Origin of the sequence: Parasedimentitalea psychrophila, assembly GCF_030285785.1 — a bacterium.
Classification (GTDB): domain Bacteria; phylum Pseudomonadota; class Alphaproteobacteria; order Rhodobacterales; family Rhodobacteraceae; genus Parasedimentitalea; species Parasedimentitalea psychrophila.
In genome coordinates, this window is record NZ_CP127247.1 from 3,044,311 (window position 1) to 3,061,706 (window position 17,396).

Annotated in this window: 13 protein-coding genes and 3 pseudogenes; 4 read left to right on the top strand and 12 right to left on the bottom strand. The window is 57.4% G+C overall.

From position 1 onward, the window contains the following. Positions 1-39: 39 nt before the first annotated feature. Genes QPJ95_RS14860 through QPJ95_RS14885 form a run of 6 tightly spaced genes read right to left on the bottom strand, consistent with a single transcriptional unit; the run spans position 40 to position 6,122 of the window. Positions 40-1,119 (bottom strand): ABC transporter ATP-binding protein, encoded by a 1,080-nt coding sequence (locus tag QPJ95_RS14860; protein ID WP_270920751.1) that lies wholly within the window; start codon positions 1,117-1,119, stop codon positions 40-42. Between the two features lie 9 nt (positions 1,120-1,128). Then, on the bottom strand, positions 1,129-1,971 hold the full coding sequence (locus QPJ95_RS14865; RefSeq protein ID WP_270920752.1) for a carbohydrate ABC transporter permease: 843 nt from the start codon (positions 1,969-1,971) through the stop codon (positions 1,129-1,131). A gap of 7 nt (positions 1,972-1,978) precedes the next feature. After that, positions 1,979-2,914, bottom strand: coding sequence for a carbohydrate ABC transporter permease (locus QPJ95_RS14870; RefSeq protein WP_270920753.1), 936 nt, complete (start codon positions 2,912-2,914; stop codon positions 1,979-1,981). Then, positions 2,911-4,170 (bottom strand): ABC transporter substrate-binding protein, encoded by a 1,260-nt coding sequence (locus QPJ95_RS14875; RefSeq protein ID WP_270920754.1) that lies wholly within the window; start codon positions 4,168-4,170, stop codon positions 2,911-2,913. Before QPJ95_RS14875 ends, QPJ95_RS14870 begins: the two co-directional genes overlap by 4 nt. Before the next feature lie 40 nt (positions 4,171-4,210). Beyond that, positions 4,211-5,371: an aminotransferase class I/II-fold pyridoxal phosphate-dependent enzyme gene (locus tag QPJ95_RS14880; protein ID WP_270920755.1), complete on the bottom strand. Its 1,161-nt coding sequence runs from the start codon at positions 5,369-5,371 to the stop codon at positions 4,211-4,213. Beyond that, the gene (locus tag QPJ95_RS14885) at positions 5,364-6,122 is read right to left on the bottom strand and encodes a FadR/GntR family transcriptional regulator (RefSeq protein WP_270920756.1); all 759 of its coding nucleotides are present in this window, start codon (positions 6,120-6,122) and stop codon (positions 5,364-5,366) included. The genes QPJ95_RS14880 and QPJ95_RS14885 overlap by 8 nt, the downstream gene beginning before the upstream one ends. Positions 6,123-6,211: 89 nt before the next feature. Between QPJ95_RS14885 and QPJ95_RS14890 the strand changes: the two are divergent. Together QPJ95_RS14890 and QPJ95_RS14895 are read left to right on the top strand one after the other, a co-directional pair. Further along, positions 6,212-6,417: pseudogene (locus QPJ95_RS14890) on the top strand (hypothetical protein); the annotation flags it as partial. 331 nt (positions 6,418-6,748) lie between these two features. Further along, positions 6,749-7,555, top strand: a complete 807-nt coding sequence (locus QPJ95_RS14895; RefSeq protein ID WP_270920757.1) for a DUF2092 domain-containing protein — start codon at positions 6,749-6,751, stop codon at positions 7,553-7,555. Positions 7,556-8,164: 609 nt separating this feature from the next. Here QPJ95_RS14895 and QPJ95_RS14900 read toward each other — a convergent pair. Continuing rightward, positions 8,165-8,475, bottom strand: a pseudogene (locus QPJ95_RS14900) (tyrosine-type recombinase/integrase); the annotation flags it as partial. A gap of 382 nt (positions 8,476-8,857) precedes the next feature. Here QPJ95_RS14900 and QPJ95_RS14905 point away from each other — a divergent pair. Both QPJ95_RS14905 and QPJ95_RS24245 read left to right on the top strand, forming a co-directional pair. After that, a complete protein-coding gene (locus tag QPJ95_RS14905; protein WP_270920758.1) occupies positions 8,858-8,998 on the top strand; it encodes a transposase domain-containing protein in 141 nt (46 codons plus the stop codon). A 34-nt stretch (positions 8,999-9,032) separates the two neighbouring features. Further along, positions 9,033-9,152 (top strand): annotated as a pseudogene (locus QPJ95_RS24245) (IS6 family transposase); the annotation flags it as partial. A 37-nt stretch (positions 9,153-9,189) separates the two neighbouring features. Here the strand turns inward: QPJ95_RS24245 and QPJ95_RS14910 are convergent. From QPJ95_RS14910 to QPJ95_RS14930, 5 genes are read right to left on the bottom strand one after another with little or no spacing between them, the layout of a single operon-like run. Beyond that, positions 9,190-11,823 (bottom strand): nitrate reductase, encoded by a 2,634-nt coding sequence (locus tag QPJ95_RS14910; protein ID WP_270920769.1) that lies wholly within the window; start codon positions 11,821-11,823, stop codon positions 9,190-9,192. Beyond that, positions 11,823-12,158, bottom strand: a complete 336-nt coding sequence (gene nirD / locus QPJ95_RS14915; RefSeq protein ID WP_270920759.1) for a nitrite reductase small subunit NirD — start codon at positions 12,156-12,158, stop codon at positions 11,823-11,825. Before nirD ends, QPJ95_RS14910 begins: the two co-directional genes overlap by 1 nt. Further along, positions 12,155-14,599: a nitrite reductase large subunit NirB gene (gene nirB / locus QPJ95_RS14920; RefSeq protein ID WP_270920760.1), complete on the bottom strand. Its 2,445-nt coding sequence runs from the start codon at positions 14,597-14,599 to the stop codon at positions 12,155-12,157. The genes nirD and nirB overlap by 4 nt, the downstream gene beginning before the upstream one ends. 4 nt (positions 14,600-14,603) lie before the next feature. Beyond that, positions 14,604-16,298 carry an ABC transporter ATP-binding protein gene (locus tag QPJ95_RS14925; protein ID WP_270920761.1) on the bottom strand — a complete coding sequence of 565 codons (1,695 nt, stop codon included), beginning with the start codon at positions 16,296-16,298 and terminating at the stop codon, positions 14,604-14,606. A gap of 5 nt (positions 16,299-16,303) precedes the next feature. Continuing rightward, a complete protein-coding gene (locus QPJ95_RS14930; protein ID WP_270920762.1) occupies positions 16,304-17,377 on the bottom strand; it encodes an ABC transporter permease in 1,074 nt (357 codons plus the stop codon). Positions 17,378-17,396 lie beyond the last annotated feature (19 nt).

The window sequence follows — 17,396 nt, forward strand, 5'->3', positions numbered from 1 at the left end:
ACCTCCAGCGTGCGGCAGATCTCTGGTTTGTTTCCCGTGTCAGACCGCCCGCGATAAGGCGCGTGCAAGGGCTCTGCCGTCAGACCCAAAAACATGAGTGTTGAGGTCCCTGATCCTTAGACCAAACCGGTCGCCGGGTTTGGTCGCAATATTTCCGTGCACACGCACCATCATCGGTCCAAGACCGTCAACCAAAACGTAAATATTTGTGTCAGAGCCAAGATGTTCGACCACGTCGGCCACAGCGGTCAGATGTCCTTCATCGGCGGCAACAACATCGATATGCTCCGGGCGAATGCCCAGCTCAAAGGCGTCGCTGGTGTCGACCAGATGCGGTATGGGCAAAAACGATCCATCAGCCAGCGTCACCCCACCCTTGGCCGGGGACACTGGCACGACATTCATCGTGGGAGATCCGATGAATTGGGCCACAAATTTATTGGCGGGCCGCTCGTATAGATCCAAGGGGCTTCCGACCTGCTGAATATTGCCGCTGTCTAGTACGACGATACGGTCAGCCAGCGTCAACGCCTCGACCTGATCATGGGTCACATAGATCATAGTGGCGCTCAATTTCTGGTGCAGGCGCGCGATTTCCAGACGCATTTCGACACGTAGTGCAGCGTCCAAATTTGAAAGCGGCTCGTCGAACAAGAACGCACGTGGATCGCGGATGATTGCGCGGCCCATGGCAACCCGCTGACGCTGACCGCCTGACAGTTCTTTTGGCAGTCGCTTTAGCAGGCTGCTCAGCCCAAGGGTTTTTCCCGCCCTGGCGACGCGGCTATTGCGTAGGTCAGCAGCATCACGGCGAATTTCCATCGAAAATCCCATATTCCGCGCCACATCCATATGCGGATAAAGCGCGTAGGATTGGAACACCATTGCAATGTCACGGTCGCGGGGCCGCACATCGTTCATGCGGTTGCCGTCAATCTCGAAGTCACCAGCGGTGATGGGCTCTAGCCCGGCGATCATCCGCAGTAACGTCGACTTACCGCAGCCAGATGGCCCGACAAGGACAACGAACTCTCCATCCTGAATGTCGAGGTTGATGTTGCGCAAGACTTCGACAGAGCCATAGCTTTTTGCGACGTTCTTTAGCTGGATACGTGCCATTTTCGCCCTTTACCCTTTGACCGCGCCGGACGTCAGGCCCTGCACAAGATAGCGTTGAATGAAGATGAAGAAGAGACAGCTAGGCACCAGTGCCAGCACCCCAGCGGCCATCATCTGCCCCCAATCGACCGAGAACTTTGACACGAACGTCAAAAGCCCGACTGGGAATGTCATGGTGTCATTCTTGCTGATCAGCATCAGCGCAAACAAAAGCTCGGACCATGCGGCGGTGAACACAAAGCCCAGCGTGGCCCCTAGCCCCGGCAATGTCAGCGGCAGGATCACTTTGCGCAGCGCCTGAAACCGCGAACAGCCGTCCATCATCGCCGCCTCTTCCAGATCCTTGGGGATGCCGTCAAAGAACGACTGCATCAGGAAGGTCGCAAAAGGAATGTTGAAGGCAGTGTAGACGATAATCAGACTGGTCAGCGAATTGAGCAGGCCCAGACTTGCGACAACCTTGTAGATCGGGGCGATGATCATCAGCAGCGGAAACATCTGAGTAATCAGCATCACTGCAATAATGATCTTTTTGCCGCCAAAGTTGAACCGAGAGAAGGCGTAGCCGGCACCTGCGGCAAAAACCGTTGTCAATCCAGCGGTGCCCAGGGACACAACCAGCGAATTGGTGAAATACGACAGAAAGTCTGTTTGAAACAGAACTGCCGTGAAATTGGAAAGCGTGAATTCGCTGGGCCACAAGCGGGTTCCATCGGAATAGATCAGCCTGTCTGGCGTCACTGCGATTTTCAGCAACCAATACAAGGGGAACAGCGCAAACGTCAGGTAGAACAGAATGGCTGCGTATTTTCCAATGACCATCGCGGGGCGCTGTAGCTGTGCAAATACCATCAGAGAATTAGACCTTTACCAGCTTTTTACGAAGCACCAGAAGAAGCACGGCATAGACCATCAGGATGCCCAGCAACGCGACCGCTATGGCCGACGCATAGCCAAAATCCAGTTTTCTAAACGCAGTTGTGAAGATGTAGGATGACACGATCTGGGTTGAACTTGCCGGGCCGCCGCCAGTCATGACAAAGATCAGATCAGCGAAGTTGGCGATCCAGATCGTCCGCAGCATCACAGTGATCGCGATCATCGGAGCCAGAAACGGCAGGGTGATTTTGGTGAATGTCTGCCATGCGCTGGCGCCGTCGATTTCAGCGGCCTCATACATGTCCCCTGGGATTGACTGCAAAGCCGCCAGTAAGGTGATGGCAAAGAACGGAACGCCAAACCAGACATTGGCCGTAATCGGGCCCCAAAGTGCCAGGTCGGGGTCACCCAGAATGTTGTAGGGCTCTGACAGTACTCCCAATGCCGCCAGCCAATGGGGGATTGGGCCGATCACCGGGTTGAACAACCAGGCCCAGGTCAGCGCCGACAGAAAAGTGGGCACCGCCCAGGGCAAGAACACCAGCGCCTGAAACAGCTTTTTGCCGTAAAACTGCGTATTCAAAAGCAGAGCCAACCCGAGCCCCAGAAAAAACTGAAGCGTGATCGACCAGAAAGTCCACCAAAACGTGTTTTCCAGTGCCAGCCAGAATTTGCGATCCGACCAAAGCTTTGTGTAGTTCTCAAACCCGACCCAACCAGTGTTGAACGGGCGCAGTAGATCGATGGACTGGAATGAATACGAAATACCGATCACCAGCGGCATCAGCATCACGGCCCCGATCAGGATGATCGCTGGGGACAGATAAAAGAACGGCTCGACCGCATACTGCCAGTAGAGCGAGCGCCGAGCCCGGTGTCCACCGGGCTCGGTCACAATATGTTTGCGCGTGATCACTGCGCGGCTTTCCACTTGGCATGTTCTTTCGTCAGGAAGCCTGCCCATTCATCGGCAAGATCCTGTGCACTGCGCTGACCCAACAGGGCCTCTTGTGCAGTTTCAATCACCATCGTGCTGCCAAAGTAGCCCCATTGCTCCAGATAGGTCGGCATGATCGTTGGCTCATACTGGGCACCGTTCAGCTCGTCGAACCAGCCCTTGAACTGCTCGGTCTGGAAATGCGGATCTTGATCTGCACCTTCGTGGATCGGGATCACTCCAACGTGCTTTGACCATGTTGCGTTTGCATCCGGAGTGGACAATGCCGCGACCAGGTTCCAGGCGTCGTTTTCATGTTCGGTCGACTTGAACACGGACCAGCCAGCAAATCCAATAGTCGGAAATGCCTTGCCCGACGGGCCCGTTGGCATCGGGATAACTGCAAAATCTTCGGCTGGCATACGCTCGGAAATTGCGATCAGTGCATCCGGGTCCTGATCCAGGAAGGCGCAGGTGCCCGAATAGAAACCGGCGACGATTTCATTGAAGCCCCAGTTGACACTGTCCCTGGGCGCATAGCCGTTCTGGTACATATCAAGCAGGAACTGGATGCCTTCGACCGAGCCGGGTTCATTCAACCGGCTTTTGCCGTCTTCGGTGAAAAATTCATTGGTGCCATTCATCACGGCCGCCATCATGATCCAGCCATTGGTGCCACCGGGGCCGCCACGCAGACAATATCCCGATTTACCTGGCAGCGCGGAAACCATCTTTGAGGCCTCCATGAATTCAGCCATCGTCGCGGGAGGGCCCTCGACGCCGGCTTCAGCGAGCAATTTTTTGTTGTAGAACATGGCGCGCAGATAGAACCCGTAAGGGATCATATAGGCATCACCAGACTGGCGTGCCATATCCAGCGTTTTCTGCGTCAGGGTGTCGCCGTGGTCCCAGCCCGCAATGTGCTCCTCAAGACTGGCCAACTGGTCAGAACCCGCATAAAGCGCCAGCCAAGAGTCGGGCATTTCGACAACATCGGGAACATCGCCCCCCGCCACCATCGTGGCCAGCTTTTCAAATGCCTGCCCCCAAGGCAGGCTAATGATTTCTACGGTGACGCCGTCATTCGCGGCTTCATAGTCGTTCACCAGTGCCTGCAACGTTTCCGTGCGCGACGGGCTGGTGATGACCTCGACCAGTTTCAGTGTTGTGTCCGCATATGCCGATGACGCCATCAGTGTCGCGGCAAGCCCTATACTTTTGAAGAGATGTCTCATGTTTCCTCCGGTTGGTAATGTGGTTTTTTTTGGTGTCGCGTTACGCGGCACTCTTGCTCAGGGCCGACTCAAAATCGGCCCAAAGGTCGTCAACATTCTCCAGCCCAAGGCTGATCCGCATCAGCGACGGCGAAACGCCGAACCGCTGCATCGAATTTTCTTCGCCAGCCTGTGCAAGTGCCACCCGCGCGGGCAGTATCAGGCTCTCAAAACCGCCCCAACTGACCCCCAGCCGGAACAGGCTTAGCGCATCGGACAGGCGCGGAATGTCTATGCTATCGTCCAGTTCGAATGACATCAGGCCAGAGCGCCCGCGTAGACCCGGTACCGAATTTGCACCGGGTGAATGCACCCGCGTCACGCAGGGCAAATTCGACAACCGGTCAACAAAGGTATTCGCCGTGGCCTGATGCTGCTGCATTCGCGCGTCCAGCGTACGCAGGCCACGCGTGAGCAGGAAGGCCTCAAACGGAGCCAATTTTGCACCCAGCAGGGGCAAGGTCAGATCACGGATCTGGTCGATCAGTTCATGCGACGACACAACAACACCGGCCACGGTATCCGAATGTCCCGATATGAATTTTGAGGCCGAGTGAACGACGATATCAATCCCCAGTGTTAGCGGGTTCTGAAAAATGGGTGTGGCCCAGGAATTGTCGATCACAGTCAGCGCACCATGGCGCCGCGCGTGCTCTGCCACCTTGGGCAGGTTCATCGGCTGGAACACCACCGAATTGGGGCTTTCCAGATAGGCTAGCGTGACACCTTTTAGCAGATCGGGATCGTTCTCAAAGGCAGCGATCGGATGATACGAGACCTCAACGCCGAAAGGTTTCAGCAGCCGTTCAAACAGACGATACGCATCAGGATAGGTATGCTCGACACAGGCAATATGGTCGCCGGGTTTGACCAAAGCGAAAATGGTCGAAGAAATTGCAGCCATACCCGAGGCAAAACCAACGGCGGCCTCGCCGCGTTCGGCTGTTGCCATCAGCGCCTCAAATGCGGCAACGGTCGGGTTTTGCACACGGGTGTAGATGGCAGTGTCGCTGCGGCCCGCCATCCGGTCCTCAAACGCCTGATAACTGTCAAAAGTGAACAGCGAGCTTTGCACGATCGGTGGCGTGACAGAGCCATGTGCGCCGCCAAAGGCAGCCGCCAATAGTGTCGAAATTTCCTGGCTTTCAAATTCGCTAGTCACTTTTCTGACCCTTCATCACTTTGAGAACTTCCTGCTCTACCATGTCGCAAATTTCGGCAGACAATTTAGCAGCGGCATCGACATCGCCGGCGGCAATCGCCTCGGCCAATGGACGATGCAGGGGGATGCTGGCCTGACCCAGATGTGGCGTGCCAAACGGTGTTTTGTAGATGTCGTGAAACGCGCCGTGGATCTGCGAAATCAACTGTTGAAACAGTGGATTTCCGGACGCCTCATAGATCGCGCCATGAAACCGTGCATCGGCTGGACGCCAGTCTTCGTTGGCCTCGTACACCGCCAACAGCTCGGCCATTCTCGCGATGATCACCTTGCGTTGCTGATCGGTTGCCAGCCGGGTGGCAATCTTTACCGCCTCGATCTCCAGCGGGCGACGAACGGCATGGGTTCGCAGCAGGCTTTCGGCCTCGACCTTTAGGGTCAATGGAATTCGGATGGACGTTGTTGAAATCTCGGCGGCTAGGGTCGTGCCCGCACCTTTATTGCGCACCACGATACCCATGCCCTGCCAGGCCTTTAGCGCCTCGCGAATGGTGGAACGTCCCACATTCAGACGGCGGGCCAGTTCAACCTCGGGCGGCAACCTGTCGCCAACCTGAAGGTTCGCAGCCTCGATCATTTCAACCAATGCGTCCAGCACACCGCGTCCGGATTCCAGCGGCTGAAGATGCCGCAGCAGATCCTCAGCGGCGGCCGCTTTCGTCTGTTTAGTCCTAGGGTGGTTGTCCGACACGTAGTGGCCCCTTGGTTGGCGAGTCGGTGTACCATTGTCTTTGTCAGACATTATGTCAACATTGTCTGACATTGCCACACCAGAGGCACGGCAAAGAGTTGGCTGACCATCAAAGACTGACGCTGGCAACAGATGTCGACGTCTATTTTTGCGGCCCCCAGTCTCCCCTCACGGCAGATTGCTCTGCAATCGCCTGTCAGGCAATGCGTGGCAGCGCGGATCAAATGGAAACACCAACAGGCTGCTGAGGCAATATCTACCGCGCGGAACCGATCTCTCTGTCCCGATAAACGAACCGGGAAGCCGCGCGCTTTGCCCTATTCGCGCAACAAAGTTACTGTGCGGGCATCCTGTAGGGCGCAATCCTAGTCATGCCGGTCCCGATAGCAGGATTAATCAGCACCTCGAAGCTAGGCGTTGAGCCCTGGGTGCGCGTTGGATGATATAGGCAATCACGAACACCATTCCGAACCTGTGGCATCTGGCTTTCCGAAGCCGGATAACTCGACAACCTGAGGATTCAGACTAATTTTGCGACATTACTCTTAATATTCTCCGGGGGTAGAGCCAGCTTAGTTTGTCGATCGGGACGTTGCCCCCAAATTCAAGTAGAAAGGTGACTGCGAATGTTTTGGATGTCCAAAAACTTACTTACATCTGTCACGGGAAAATTGTCAGGCCCGGCGGCAATATTGGTGCTCGGGTTGATTGCACCTGCCGAGACTTTAGCGGACGAAGCAGATGCTAGGTCCATTTTGAAATCCATGTCGGACTACGTTGCCTCTCAGGACGCGATTTCATTTGGGTTTGACGCAAATCTTGAAGTCGTGACAAAAGACGGCCAGCGCCTTGCCCTAGCCAGTTCAGGAACAGTTTCATTGAATCGCCCTGAGAATTTTCATACGGCTCGTGCAGGCGGCTTTGCGGATATAGAGACGTTTTTCGACGGCAAAACTCTGACGTTACTTGGGAAAACGGCGAACGTATATGTGCAGGTTGATGCCCCCGGTTCGGTCGATGACCTGGTAGAAATGATGGAGACCAAGCTTGACCGATCTCCACCGGCCGCCCACCTGATATTGTCAAACTCTTATGATCAATTGATGCAGGGGGTGACGAATGTGAAAGACTTGGGCAGCGGTGTGATCGGCGGAGTAGAATGCGATTTCCTTGCATTCCGCGCAGATGAAGTTGACTGGCAGATTTGGATCGCTCATGGCGATAAACCATACCCATGCCGCTATGTGGTAACGTCCAAGAAAATTGCCGGTGCGCCGCAATACAGCATCCAGATCAACAATTGGGCAACTGGCAGCGATGTAATAACGGAAGAATTCACTTTTGAGAACACAACAGATGCTACTCAGATCGACGTTGCAGATCTGCGCAGTAAGATGAGCGAACTTCCAGGCCATTTTAAGACGGGAGAATAACAATGAGTGTATCGAGAAAACTGGGACTGATTGTGCTTACATATGTGTTGGCATTTGGCGGTCTGGAACTTGGTGAACGATTGTCCGTTTCTGGTATTCACAGTTATGTTTCGACTGCTGAGGCAACAGTTGGTCGGCCCCTGACACCGGTCAGTGTCGCGGGCGTGGCCCGAAGGAACAACCGGCGAAAATAGGCTAAGGGCCGGGTTTGGACCAGTAAATCGCTGCGGTTTGAACGAACGCCGGGTCAGGGCCGTTCACTTGGGTTGTAATGGCTGCTCTCGGTGCATTGTTCATGCTCAGTGCAGCACTTTGTAGAATGGGTTCGAACCCGCCCTTCGCCGCAATGGTCATGAACGGCAGGTGTGGGCCGTTCGCTCCAGTTTCACTGATCCCTGTGCCGGTCTGGAAGGCCCGCTAAGCCGCCGCAGGCACCGTGAACAACGAGGTCACTTCACCAACAGGCGAGCCCTTCCGCATCGACAACTCGACGTTGACACCGCTGTCTATCACGGGCCGGGGAGGGCGGCGCAAAGTAAGCTCGGGTCGACCCCAAAACTAAGCGCAATAACCGCAGTCTGGCTCCGGAGGTCTGTTCGAATGGCGGCATTAGTTTTCGATCCGATCCGAGATTTCCTTACATGCGATTTCCATAGCAGGCCGAAGCGCATCCAAAGATGGCCGGGTATATCTCTGCCCGGTTATCGACAGCGGCGTATGGTTCAGCAACCGACCAACGATCTCTTCCAGAACTCCAGCTTCCATCGGACTGTCGCAAATGTCCTGCGATGCATGTGCGGGTTGAATTTGAGCCTTTCCGGCTTGGTGATGTGCCCTGCCACTGATTTTGGAGACGGAAACACCCATTGATGGCTGAGAGGGCGCAGCGGTGTCAGGATCTCATGTTGTACCTGGAGGATACTTGCGCTGACTGTGCCGGGCCACGACATCGTGAACCAAATCATCCGCCCGCGTTTGGCCTGCGATCATGTGCTGGCGGGTCAAACCATCTTCATGCCCTCTCGGCAGATTGCTGCGCAATCGCCTGCCGGGCGACAGACGACACCACCGTCGGGCTATTACAAAAGGGCAATGGCAAAGGGCGCAACAAGACGCCTGTGGGTCAATGCCAGAGATGAACGCCCTTGAGGCGGTACAGCGCCACCCGCCGCTTGGTATTCGTTCTCCACCAGTCGGGGTGCGGAGCACCCCAGCCAACATCTGCAAACATATGAGGGCTTTGCCCATGCGGATGCCTATGCAGGCTACAACGACCTCTATCGCACAGGGCGGGTGACAGAGATGGCCTGCAAGCTTAACCGCGTAAACCCAGAGGCCTGGTTTGCTTGGGTGCTGGAACGCATCCAAGACCATCCCGTCAGCCGTATCAACGAGCTGAAGCCATGGGAGTATCAGGCTGTAATCGAGACCCAAAAAGCTTAGGCCGAAGCAAAATCGGTGCATGAATAGCCGCAGCGTTGGTGCTTGCCACAGGCCAACGCGCAGACAAAAACAAATACAGTGCCGTTTCAAAGCAATCCGTCATGCGCAGAGATTTCTGACAGCCCATGATGAAACCGCGAACCTGTTCCGTCCGTTGTGTCAGAGAAACGACTGTTTCTTTTTGGGTCCGTTCATTCTGCCGCCACGGGCAGGATCAGATCTGGCAGCAAGCCGGCCAGTTCGGACCGGCATGAGCCACAATTGGTTCCGGCCGACAAAGTCCCGCCAATGGCCTCGACGCTGGTCAGGCGCTGTTCTTCGATCGCCGCCAGGATGGTGTTGCGGCCAACATTGTAGCAGGCGCAGACAATTGGGCCGGGATCGGGCATTCCGGCGGCTGGGCGACCGGACAGAACGGCATCGCCATCGGTGCCGGGCAGTTGTGCCAAATGATCGCGCGACAGTGCGATGGTGTTTGGTGCAGCAAACAGTGCGCCAACCAGTTGACCACCTTTGTAAAAGGCAAAGCGATAGATGCCGCGCGCCGGATCACAAAGGGTTTGCTCGGTGGCATTCGCGTCACCCACCAGATCACGGGCATAGGCGGCCCAGTCGTTGGGGGCGTCGGTGCTGGCCAGCTCAGCCCGCCAGCCGTTGTTGGTGCGCGACATGGCCCAATAGTCGGTTGTCGGCTGCATCTGGTTCATCGAGACGGCAAAGCCATGCCAGCCCGGTTTGAACTTGGACAGCGCCACCACGGCGGCCTTGCTCTCTGGCTGGCCAGACACAGCATCAACAACCGACGGCACCAGATTGTCGATCCGGGCCGAGGGCGCGGTCTCATTGGTCCAGTGGATCGGGGCGAACACCTCACCCGGCAATACGGAGTCGGTGATCAGCACACGCAGGATCGCGCTGCCCAAAGGACTGCGCAGGGTCACCAGATCGGCAGGTTTGAACCCTTGTTCGGCGGCGTCGCGGGGGTGAATTTCCAGAAACGGCTCAGCCAGATGCGCCGACAGACGCGGCGATTTACCGGTGCGGGTCATGCTGTGCCACTGATCGCGCACCCGGCCGGTGTTCAGACGGAAGGGGAACCGAGGCCCGGTTTTGGCGGCTGGGGCACGGTGTTGCAGCGCCAGCATCTGCGCCTTGCCGGATGGGGTAAAGAACTGACCATCACCAAAGAAGCGGCCTCCCTGGCGGGTCTTGGTGACCGGCCAGCGGGTTGGCTCCAGCGCATCATATCCGGCTTCTCCCAGATCAGCCAAGCCGGAGATGTCAAAGTCACGACCCAGGGCCGCCGCCTGACCAGATAGTTTGGCGTATTCGTCAAAAATCTCAGCGGGCGATGCGTAATTGAATGCTGCGTTCCAGCCCATGCGGCGGCCCACCTCGGCCAGGATTTCCCAGTCGGGTTTCGCCACACCGGGCGCAGCCAGCACGGCGCGCTGGCGGCTGATGGTGCGGTCCGAATTGGTCACGGTGCCGGATTTCTCAGCCCATCCGGTGGCGGGCAGCAGCACGTCGCACAACCGGGCGGTATCGGTGGCGCCAGTGATATCGCTGACCACGGTAAAGTCGCAGGATTTGATCGCGGCACTGACTGCATCGGCGTCGGGCATTGAAACGGCAGGGTTGGTGTGGATGATCCACAGCGCCTTGATCCGGCCATCGCCCACCGCCTTGAACATATCAACGGCCTTTAGCCCCGGTGCCGTGGGGATCGTCGGAGCCTGCCAGAAACCCTGCACCACTTGGCGATGCTCGGGGGTCTCCAACTCCAGATGGCAGGCCAGCATATTGGCCAGACCGCCCACCTCGCGACCACCCATGGCGTTGGGCTGGCCGGTGACGCTGAACGGGCCCATGCCGGGCAAACCGATACGACCGGTGGCAAGGTGGCAATTGATAATGGCGTTGACTTTGTCGCTGCCGCTGGAGGACTGGTTGACTCCCTGGCTGAACACGGTGACCACGCGTTTATTGTTGATCCACAGATCGGTGAAGGCGCGGATCTGTTCGGCGTCCAGCCCGGTGACCGATGCATCGCTGTTGCGGGCTGCGTCAAAGGCGGCTTGCGCGCCTTCGACGTGGCGCAGGAAGTCCCGGTCGGTGGCGTCGTTTTCTTCGATTGCACTCAGCAGCGCATTGAACAGCGCCACATCAGCGCCGTTGCGCAGTTGCAGATGCATGTCCGCGCCATCACAGGATGCGGTGCGGCGGGGGTCGACCACCACCAGCTTCATCTCGGGACGGGCCTTGCGGGCGGCCTGAATGCGCTGGTTCAGCACCGGGTGGCACCAAGCCAGATTTGAGCCGACCAGAACAATCAGATCGGCCTGTTCCAGATCCTCATAGGTGCCGGGAACAGTGTCACTGCCAAAGGCACGCCGCTGTCCGGCCACGGTTGAGGCCATGCAAAGGCGGGAATTGGTGTCGATATTGGCCGACCCGATGAAACCTTTCATCAGCTTGTTGGCCACATAGTAGTCTTCGGTCAGCAATTGCCCCGAGACATAAAGGGCAACGCTATCGGCCCCATGTTCCGCAATAGTCTGCGAGAACTTGGAGGCCACCAAATCCAGCGCGGTGTCCCAATCGGTGTCAGTACCATTGACGCGCGGGGCCAGTAGTCGACCGTCCAGCCCAATTGTTTCGCCCAATGCATTGCCTTTGGAGCACAGACGACCCTGATTTGCCGGGTGATCGGGGTCACCGCGCACCTTCAGACCACCTTGGCCGTCAGTACGCAACAGCACCCCGCACCCCACTCCGCAATAGGCGCAGGTTGAACGCACTTCGGGGAAACCGCTGCCGTCCATCATTCAGCCGCTACTGTAGTAACTGCAGAGGCCGTGATCAGGATGCGGCCGTCTTCCAGCTTGATCGGATAAGTCGCAACCGCGCCTTCGTCGGCGCCCTGCGCTTCGCCTGTGGTCAGATCAAAGACCCAGTTGCGCATTGGGTCCGTGACCTTGTTGTCATGCTGGATGCCGTTCGACAATGGGCCGGCCTTGCCTGGAAGATACTCGTCGAGAGCAAAGATCTGGCCCGAGGCGGTGCGAAACACCGCTATATCGCCCCGGTGGGTGCGCACCACCCGTGCGCCACGCGGTGGGATGTCATCAAGGCTACCGATATCGATAAAATCGCTCATTCTGCTGCCACCTTTGTGAAGTCTGCCAATGGGGTGAACTCATGGGCGTCTACGCCCTGTTTTGCCCGCTCAGCCCAGGGGTCGATTTGGTAGAACTGCTGCGCGTAATGGAACTTCTCCGCCTTCTCTTTGCGGTTTGCCAGATCGTCTACAATCTGCTCTTTGATCCAGTCCAGACCAACCTTGGCGATCCATTTGTAGGGGCGGTGCAGATACTGCGCACCTTCGCGGTACAGCTGGTAGAACGCGCAGGAAACTTCGATGGCGTCTTCTTCACTTGCGACCTGAACCAGCAGTTCAGTTTGACGCAGGTCCAGACCCGCCGCGCCGCCAACCAGGATCTGATAGCCACTGTCTACACAGATGATGCCGAGATCCTTACAGGTGGCCTCGGCGCAGTTGCGCGGGCAGCCCGAGACCGCCAGCTTGAACTTATGCGGCGACCAGGCGCCCCACATGGCCTGTTCGATCTTGATGCCCAGACCGGTTGAGTCCTGAGTACCAAAGCGGCAATGATCGGTGCCAACACAGGTCTTCACGGTGCGCAGACCCTTGGCATAGGCCTGACCGGAGATCATCCCGGCCTCGCCCAGATCATACCAGATCGCTGGCAGGTCTTCTTTCTTGACGCCCAATAGGTCGATCCGCTGGCCGCCGGTGACTTTGACGGTTGGTACATTGTATTTGTCGGCCGCATCGGCGATGGCGCGCAGCTCGTTCGGGGTGGTGATGCCGCCCAGCATCCGCGGCACCACCGAATAGGTGCCGTCTTTCTGGATGTTGGCGTGAACACGTTCGTTGATGAAACGGCTTTTGCCATCATCCTCATACGTACCGGGCCAGGCGCAAACCATGTAGTAATTCAGCGCTGGGCGGCAGACGTGGCAGCCACAAGTGGTTTTCCAGTCCAGCTCCTGCATCGCCTGCGGGACCGACTTCAGCTCTTTGGCAATGATCAGCTTGCGCAGATCGTCATGCGAGAGATCGCTGCATTTACAGATGACTTCTTTTTCCGGCATCTTGAAATCGTCACCAAGAGTGATCCCCAGCAGATCAGCCACCAGACCAGCGCAGCTGCCGCAGGACGACGCCGCCTTGGAACTTGCCTTTACCGCGTCCAGCGTATGAGCGCCGGTGTTGATCGCCGCAACAACCTGTGCTTTGGAAATGCCGTTGCAGCCGCAGATTTCTGCATCATCCGGCAAGGCTGCAACGGCTGCCAACGGGTCCATGGCGGACCCTCCCTGGTAGGCCGGTCCAAAAATGAGCGTATCGCGCATGTCTGAGATGTCGCGGGCGTCTTTGATCAGGCCATAGAACCAGCTGCCATCATCGGTGTCGCCATACATGACAGCGCCGACCAGCGAGTTGTTTTCAATGACCAGACGTTTGTAAACGCCGCGTGCAGGATCACGAAAGATGATGTCCTCGCGGTTTTCGCCCTCGGCAAAGTCGCCAGCGCTGAACAGATCACAACCGGTGACTTTCAGCTTGGTTGAAACCTCTTTCTGAACAAAACTGGCCTCTTCACCCAGCAGCGTCTTGGCCACAATTTTGGCTTGCTCGTACAGCGGAGCAACCAGCCCAAATAGCGCGCCATCGTGTTCGACACATTCGCCAACCGCCAACACGTCTTTGTTTGAGGTCAGCATTTGATCGTCAACGTGGATGCCGCGCCCAACCATGATGCCTGAGTCTTTGGCCAGTCCAGTGTTAGGGCGGATACCCACGGCCATGACCAGCAGGTCACAGGGCAGTTCGGTGCCATCATCCAGCAGCAGCGCGCGGAGTTTGCCGTTCTGGCCCAGGATCTCTTTGGAGTTGGCCGAGCATTTAACAGTGATGCCTTTATCAACCAGCGCGCGGCGCAGCAGGTAGCCCGCCGCTTCGTCCAACTGACGCTCCATCAAGTGGCCCATGATATGGATCACGGTGACATCAACGCCACGTGCGGCCATTCCAGCAGCCGCTTCCAGTCCCAGCAGACCACCACCGATGACCACGGCCTTATGACCGTCGCCGAGGCCCATCATCTGTTCGGTGTCTTCCAGATCGCGGTAAGCAATTACGCCGTCCAGATCATGGCCGGGCAGGGGGATGATAAAGGGGTTGGAACCGGTGCCAAACAGCAGTTTGTCATAAGCCAGCACATCACCGTTTTCAGCGGTGACGGTTTTGGCGGCGGTATTGACCGAGGCAATCTTCTCACCGAACCGGCAGGTGACATTGTGCTCGGCGTAGAATGCGTCGTCGTGGATGATGATTTCATCGTAGGTCTTGTCGCCGGACAGAACAGGCGACAGCATGATGCGGTTGTAGTTGCCGCGCGGCTCACCGTTGAACAGGGTGATGTCATAGGTATCAGGGCTTGTCTCGCGCAGGTGTTCGATCACCCTGCCTGAGGCCATACCCGCCCCGATAATGATTAGTTTCTGGCTCATAGGTTCACTCCGCTGCAATGGGGGCTGTGGCTGGTTTGGGGGCCGGTTTCGGGGCGGGGTTAGTGCCGTGCGCATAGTCTTCGAGGAAGTCGAGAACCTCTTGCCGGTAGGCGTAATAATCGGGGTGTTCGAGCAAGGCCTTGCGGCTGCGGGGGCGTGGCAGCTTGACCGACGTGATTTTACCGATGGTGGCTTGCGGACCGTTGGTCATCATCACCACCCGGTCAGCCAGCAGGATCGCCTCGTCCACGTCATGAGTGACGCAGATCGCGGTGACTTTGGTGCGGGACCAGACCTCCATCAGCACCTCTTGCAGCTCCCAGCGGGTCAGGCTGTCGAGCATGCCAAAGGGTTCATCCAACAGCAGCAATTTGGGGGACAGGGCAAAGGCGCGGGCGATACCGACACGCTGCTGGGTGCCGTTGGACAGGCTGTGGGTCGGCATATCCATACTGTCGGCCAGACCAACGCGCTCAAGGTAGTATTCGACCACATCGCGCAATTCCTGGCGCGAGGCGCGTGGGTAGACCTTTTCGACCCCAACGGCGACGTTTTCCTTGGCGGTCAACCAAGGGAACAGGTTGGGCGATTGAAACACCACGGCGCGTTCCGGACCGGCACCTTCGACGTGTTTGCCGTCCAGCTTGATCGCGCCTTTGGAAATCGAGGTCAGCCCGGCAGCCATGGACAGAACGGTGGATTTGCCGCAGCCGGAGTGGCCGATCAGCGAGATGAATTCACCCCGGCTCACCTTGAGATTAAAGTCCTCGACCACGGTCAACGGGCCCTTGGGAGTGGGATAGATCTTGTGCAACTGGCTGAAGTCGAGAAACCGCTTTTCAACCCTCGCTTTGCTGGCCGTTTTGACGGCTGCGGGCAGGCTGTGGATCGGAGTGATCGCAGGCAGTTGACGGGTGCCTTCAACGCGCGCCTCAATGCCTCCATCCATCAAAAAACGGGTAACCTCGGCGCGCAGGGCTTTGAACCCCTCGTGGTGGTTCATCTGGTCGCGATTGCGAGGGCGGGGGATATCCACGATGAAGGGGGTGCCCAGAGTACCACCTGGGTTCAGTGGCACAATGCGGTCGGCCAGTTGGATCGCCTCGTCCACATCATTGGTGATCAGGATACAGGTCTTGGCACCTTTCTGGCAGATCTCCAGGATCTCATCGGCCAGATTGGCGCGGGTCATTGCATCCAGCGCCGACAGGGGTTCGTCCAGCAGCAGCATCCCGGGGTCCATCGCCAGTGCCCGTGCGATGGACACCCGCTGCCGCATGCCACCCGACAGTTCCGCAGGACGCCGGTGCGCGGCCGGGGTAAGGCCCACCATCTGGATGTAATGTTCAACCTTGGTGGCTTTCTCGGCGGCAGCCATGCGCGGAAACACCGCATCAATTGCCAGTCGCACGTTGCCGGTAACCGTCAGCCAGGGCATCAACGAGTAGTTCTGAAACACCAACCCGCGCTCGGGGCTGGGGCCGTTGATCGGTTTGTTTTTGAAATTTACACTGCCCCTGTCCGGGTTTTCCAGCCCAGCCATCAGGTTCATCAGCGTGGATTTGCCGGTGCCCGAGAAGCCCAGAATGGCCAAGAATTCGCCTTGTTGAACTTCAAGGCTGATACCCTTGAGCACCTCAATGCGGTTGGCACCCTGGCCAAAACCTTTGTGAACGTTGTCAAATGTCAGTATTGCCATGTCATTCACCGGTTGTTTGAGAAGGTGAAAAGGGACTGCAGCGCGCACATCACCCGGTCCAGCATCATGCCAATCAGGCCGATGGTCAGCACCGCCAGGATGATCCGGGCCAGCGATTGGCTGGAGCCGTTCTGAAACTCGTCCCAGACGAATTTGCCCAATCCGGGGTTCTGCGCCAGCATCTCGGCGGCGATCAGAACCATCCAGCCAACCCCAAGGCTCAGCCGCAGTCCGGTAAAGATCAGCGGCAGCGCCGAGGGCAGCACCAATTTGGTGATCTTGCTCCACAGCGACATCTTCAGCACCTTGGACACGTTGATCAGATCTTTGTCGATCGAGGCGACGCCCAGCGAAGTGTTGATCAGTGTCGGCCACATGGAACACAGGGTGACGGTAACCGCCGAGACCATGAATGATTTGGTGAACATGCCGTCATTGGTGACGTAGAGCGCCGAGACCACCATGGTGACAATGGGCAGCCAGGCCAGCGGTGACACCGGTTTGAAAATCTGCACCAAGGGGTTCATTGCGGCGCTAGCGGTTGGCGACAGCCCGCCCAGAATGCCCAGCGGGATCGCAATAGCCGAGGCAATCAGAAAGCCAAAACCCACGGTTTTGATCGAGGTCCAGATCTGGTCGTAGTAGCTAGGCGCTCCGGTATAGGCGATGTCTCTGACCTGCTCGGGCCTGCCCTGAGCAATCAGTTTTTCATTGCGGGCATCGACCCGAATTTGGAATGCGGCCTTTTTTTCGGACTTGGCTTTGGCATCATGGTGCAGGTTGACCATTTCAGCCCAGACCTGACCCGGACCAGGGATCACTCCCAGTGAGGTCTGAACCTTGGGGGCCATCACGCCCCACAAGGCGACAAAGCCAATGACCGCCAGCAACGGGACCAGCAGCAGACGCCAGATTTCGACCAACTGGGCGCGTGGATTATCACCGACGGCAGCTTTCAGCACTGGCGTGATCCAGGCCAGCCCCAGCATCTGGAGCCATTTGTCAGCCGCATTGATGCGGGTGAACAGGCGGGCGCGGCGTGCCTCAGTTGTGGCAAAATCGGAATCAGCGATGGTCATGGGAGTATCCTTTTGCTGG

Coding starts and splice junctions, on each gene's coding strand:
- QPJ95_RS14860 (WP_270920751.1), bottom strand. CDS start 1,119: ATGGCACGTATCCAGCTAAAGAACGTCGCAAAAAGCTATGGCTCTGTC.
- QPJ95_RS14865 (WP_270920752.1), bottom strand. CDS start 1,971: ATGGTATTTGCACAGCTACAGCGCCCCGCGATGGTCATTGGAAAATAC.
- QPJ95_RS14875 (WP_270920754.1), bottom strand. CDS start 4,170: ATGAGACATCTCTTCAAAAGTATAGGGCTTGCCGCGACACTGATGGCG.
- QPJ95_RS14895 (WP_270920757.1), top strand. CDS start 6,749: ATGTTTTGGATGTCCAAAAACTTACTTACATCTGTCACGGGAAAATTG.
- QPJ95_RS14905 (WP_270920758.1), top strand. CDS start 8,858: ATGGCCTGCAAGCTTAACCGCGTAAACCCAGAGGCCTGGTTTGCTTGG.
- QPJ95_RS14910 (WP_270920769.1), bottom strand. CDS start 11,823: ATGGACGGCAGCGGTTTCCCCGAAGTGCGTTCAACCTGCGCCTATTGC.
- nirD (WP_270920759.1), bottom strand. CDS start 12,158: ATGAGCGATTTTATCGATATCGGTAGCCTTGATGACATCCCACCGCGT.
- nirB (WP_270920760.1), bottom strand. CDS start 14,599: ATGAGCCAGAAACTAATCATTATCGGGGCGGGTATGGCCTCAGGCAGG.
- QPJ95_RS14925 (WP_270920761.1), bottom strand. CDS start 16,298: ATGGCAATACTGACATTTGACAACGTTCACAAAGGTTTTGGCCAGGGT.
- QPJ95_RS14930 (WP_270920762.1), bottom strand. CDS start 17,377: ATGACCATCGCTGATTCCGATTTTGCCACAACTGAGGCACGCCGCGCC.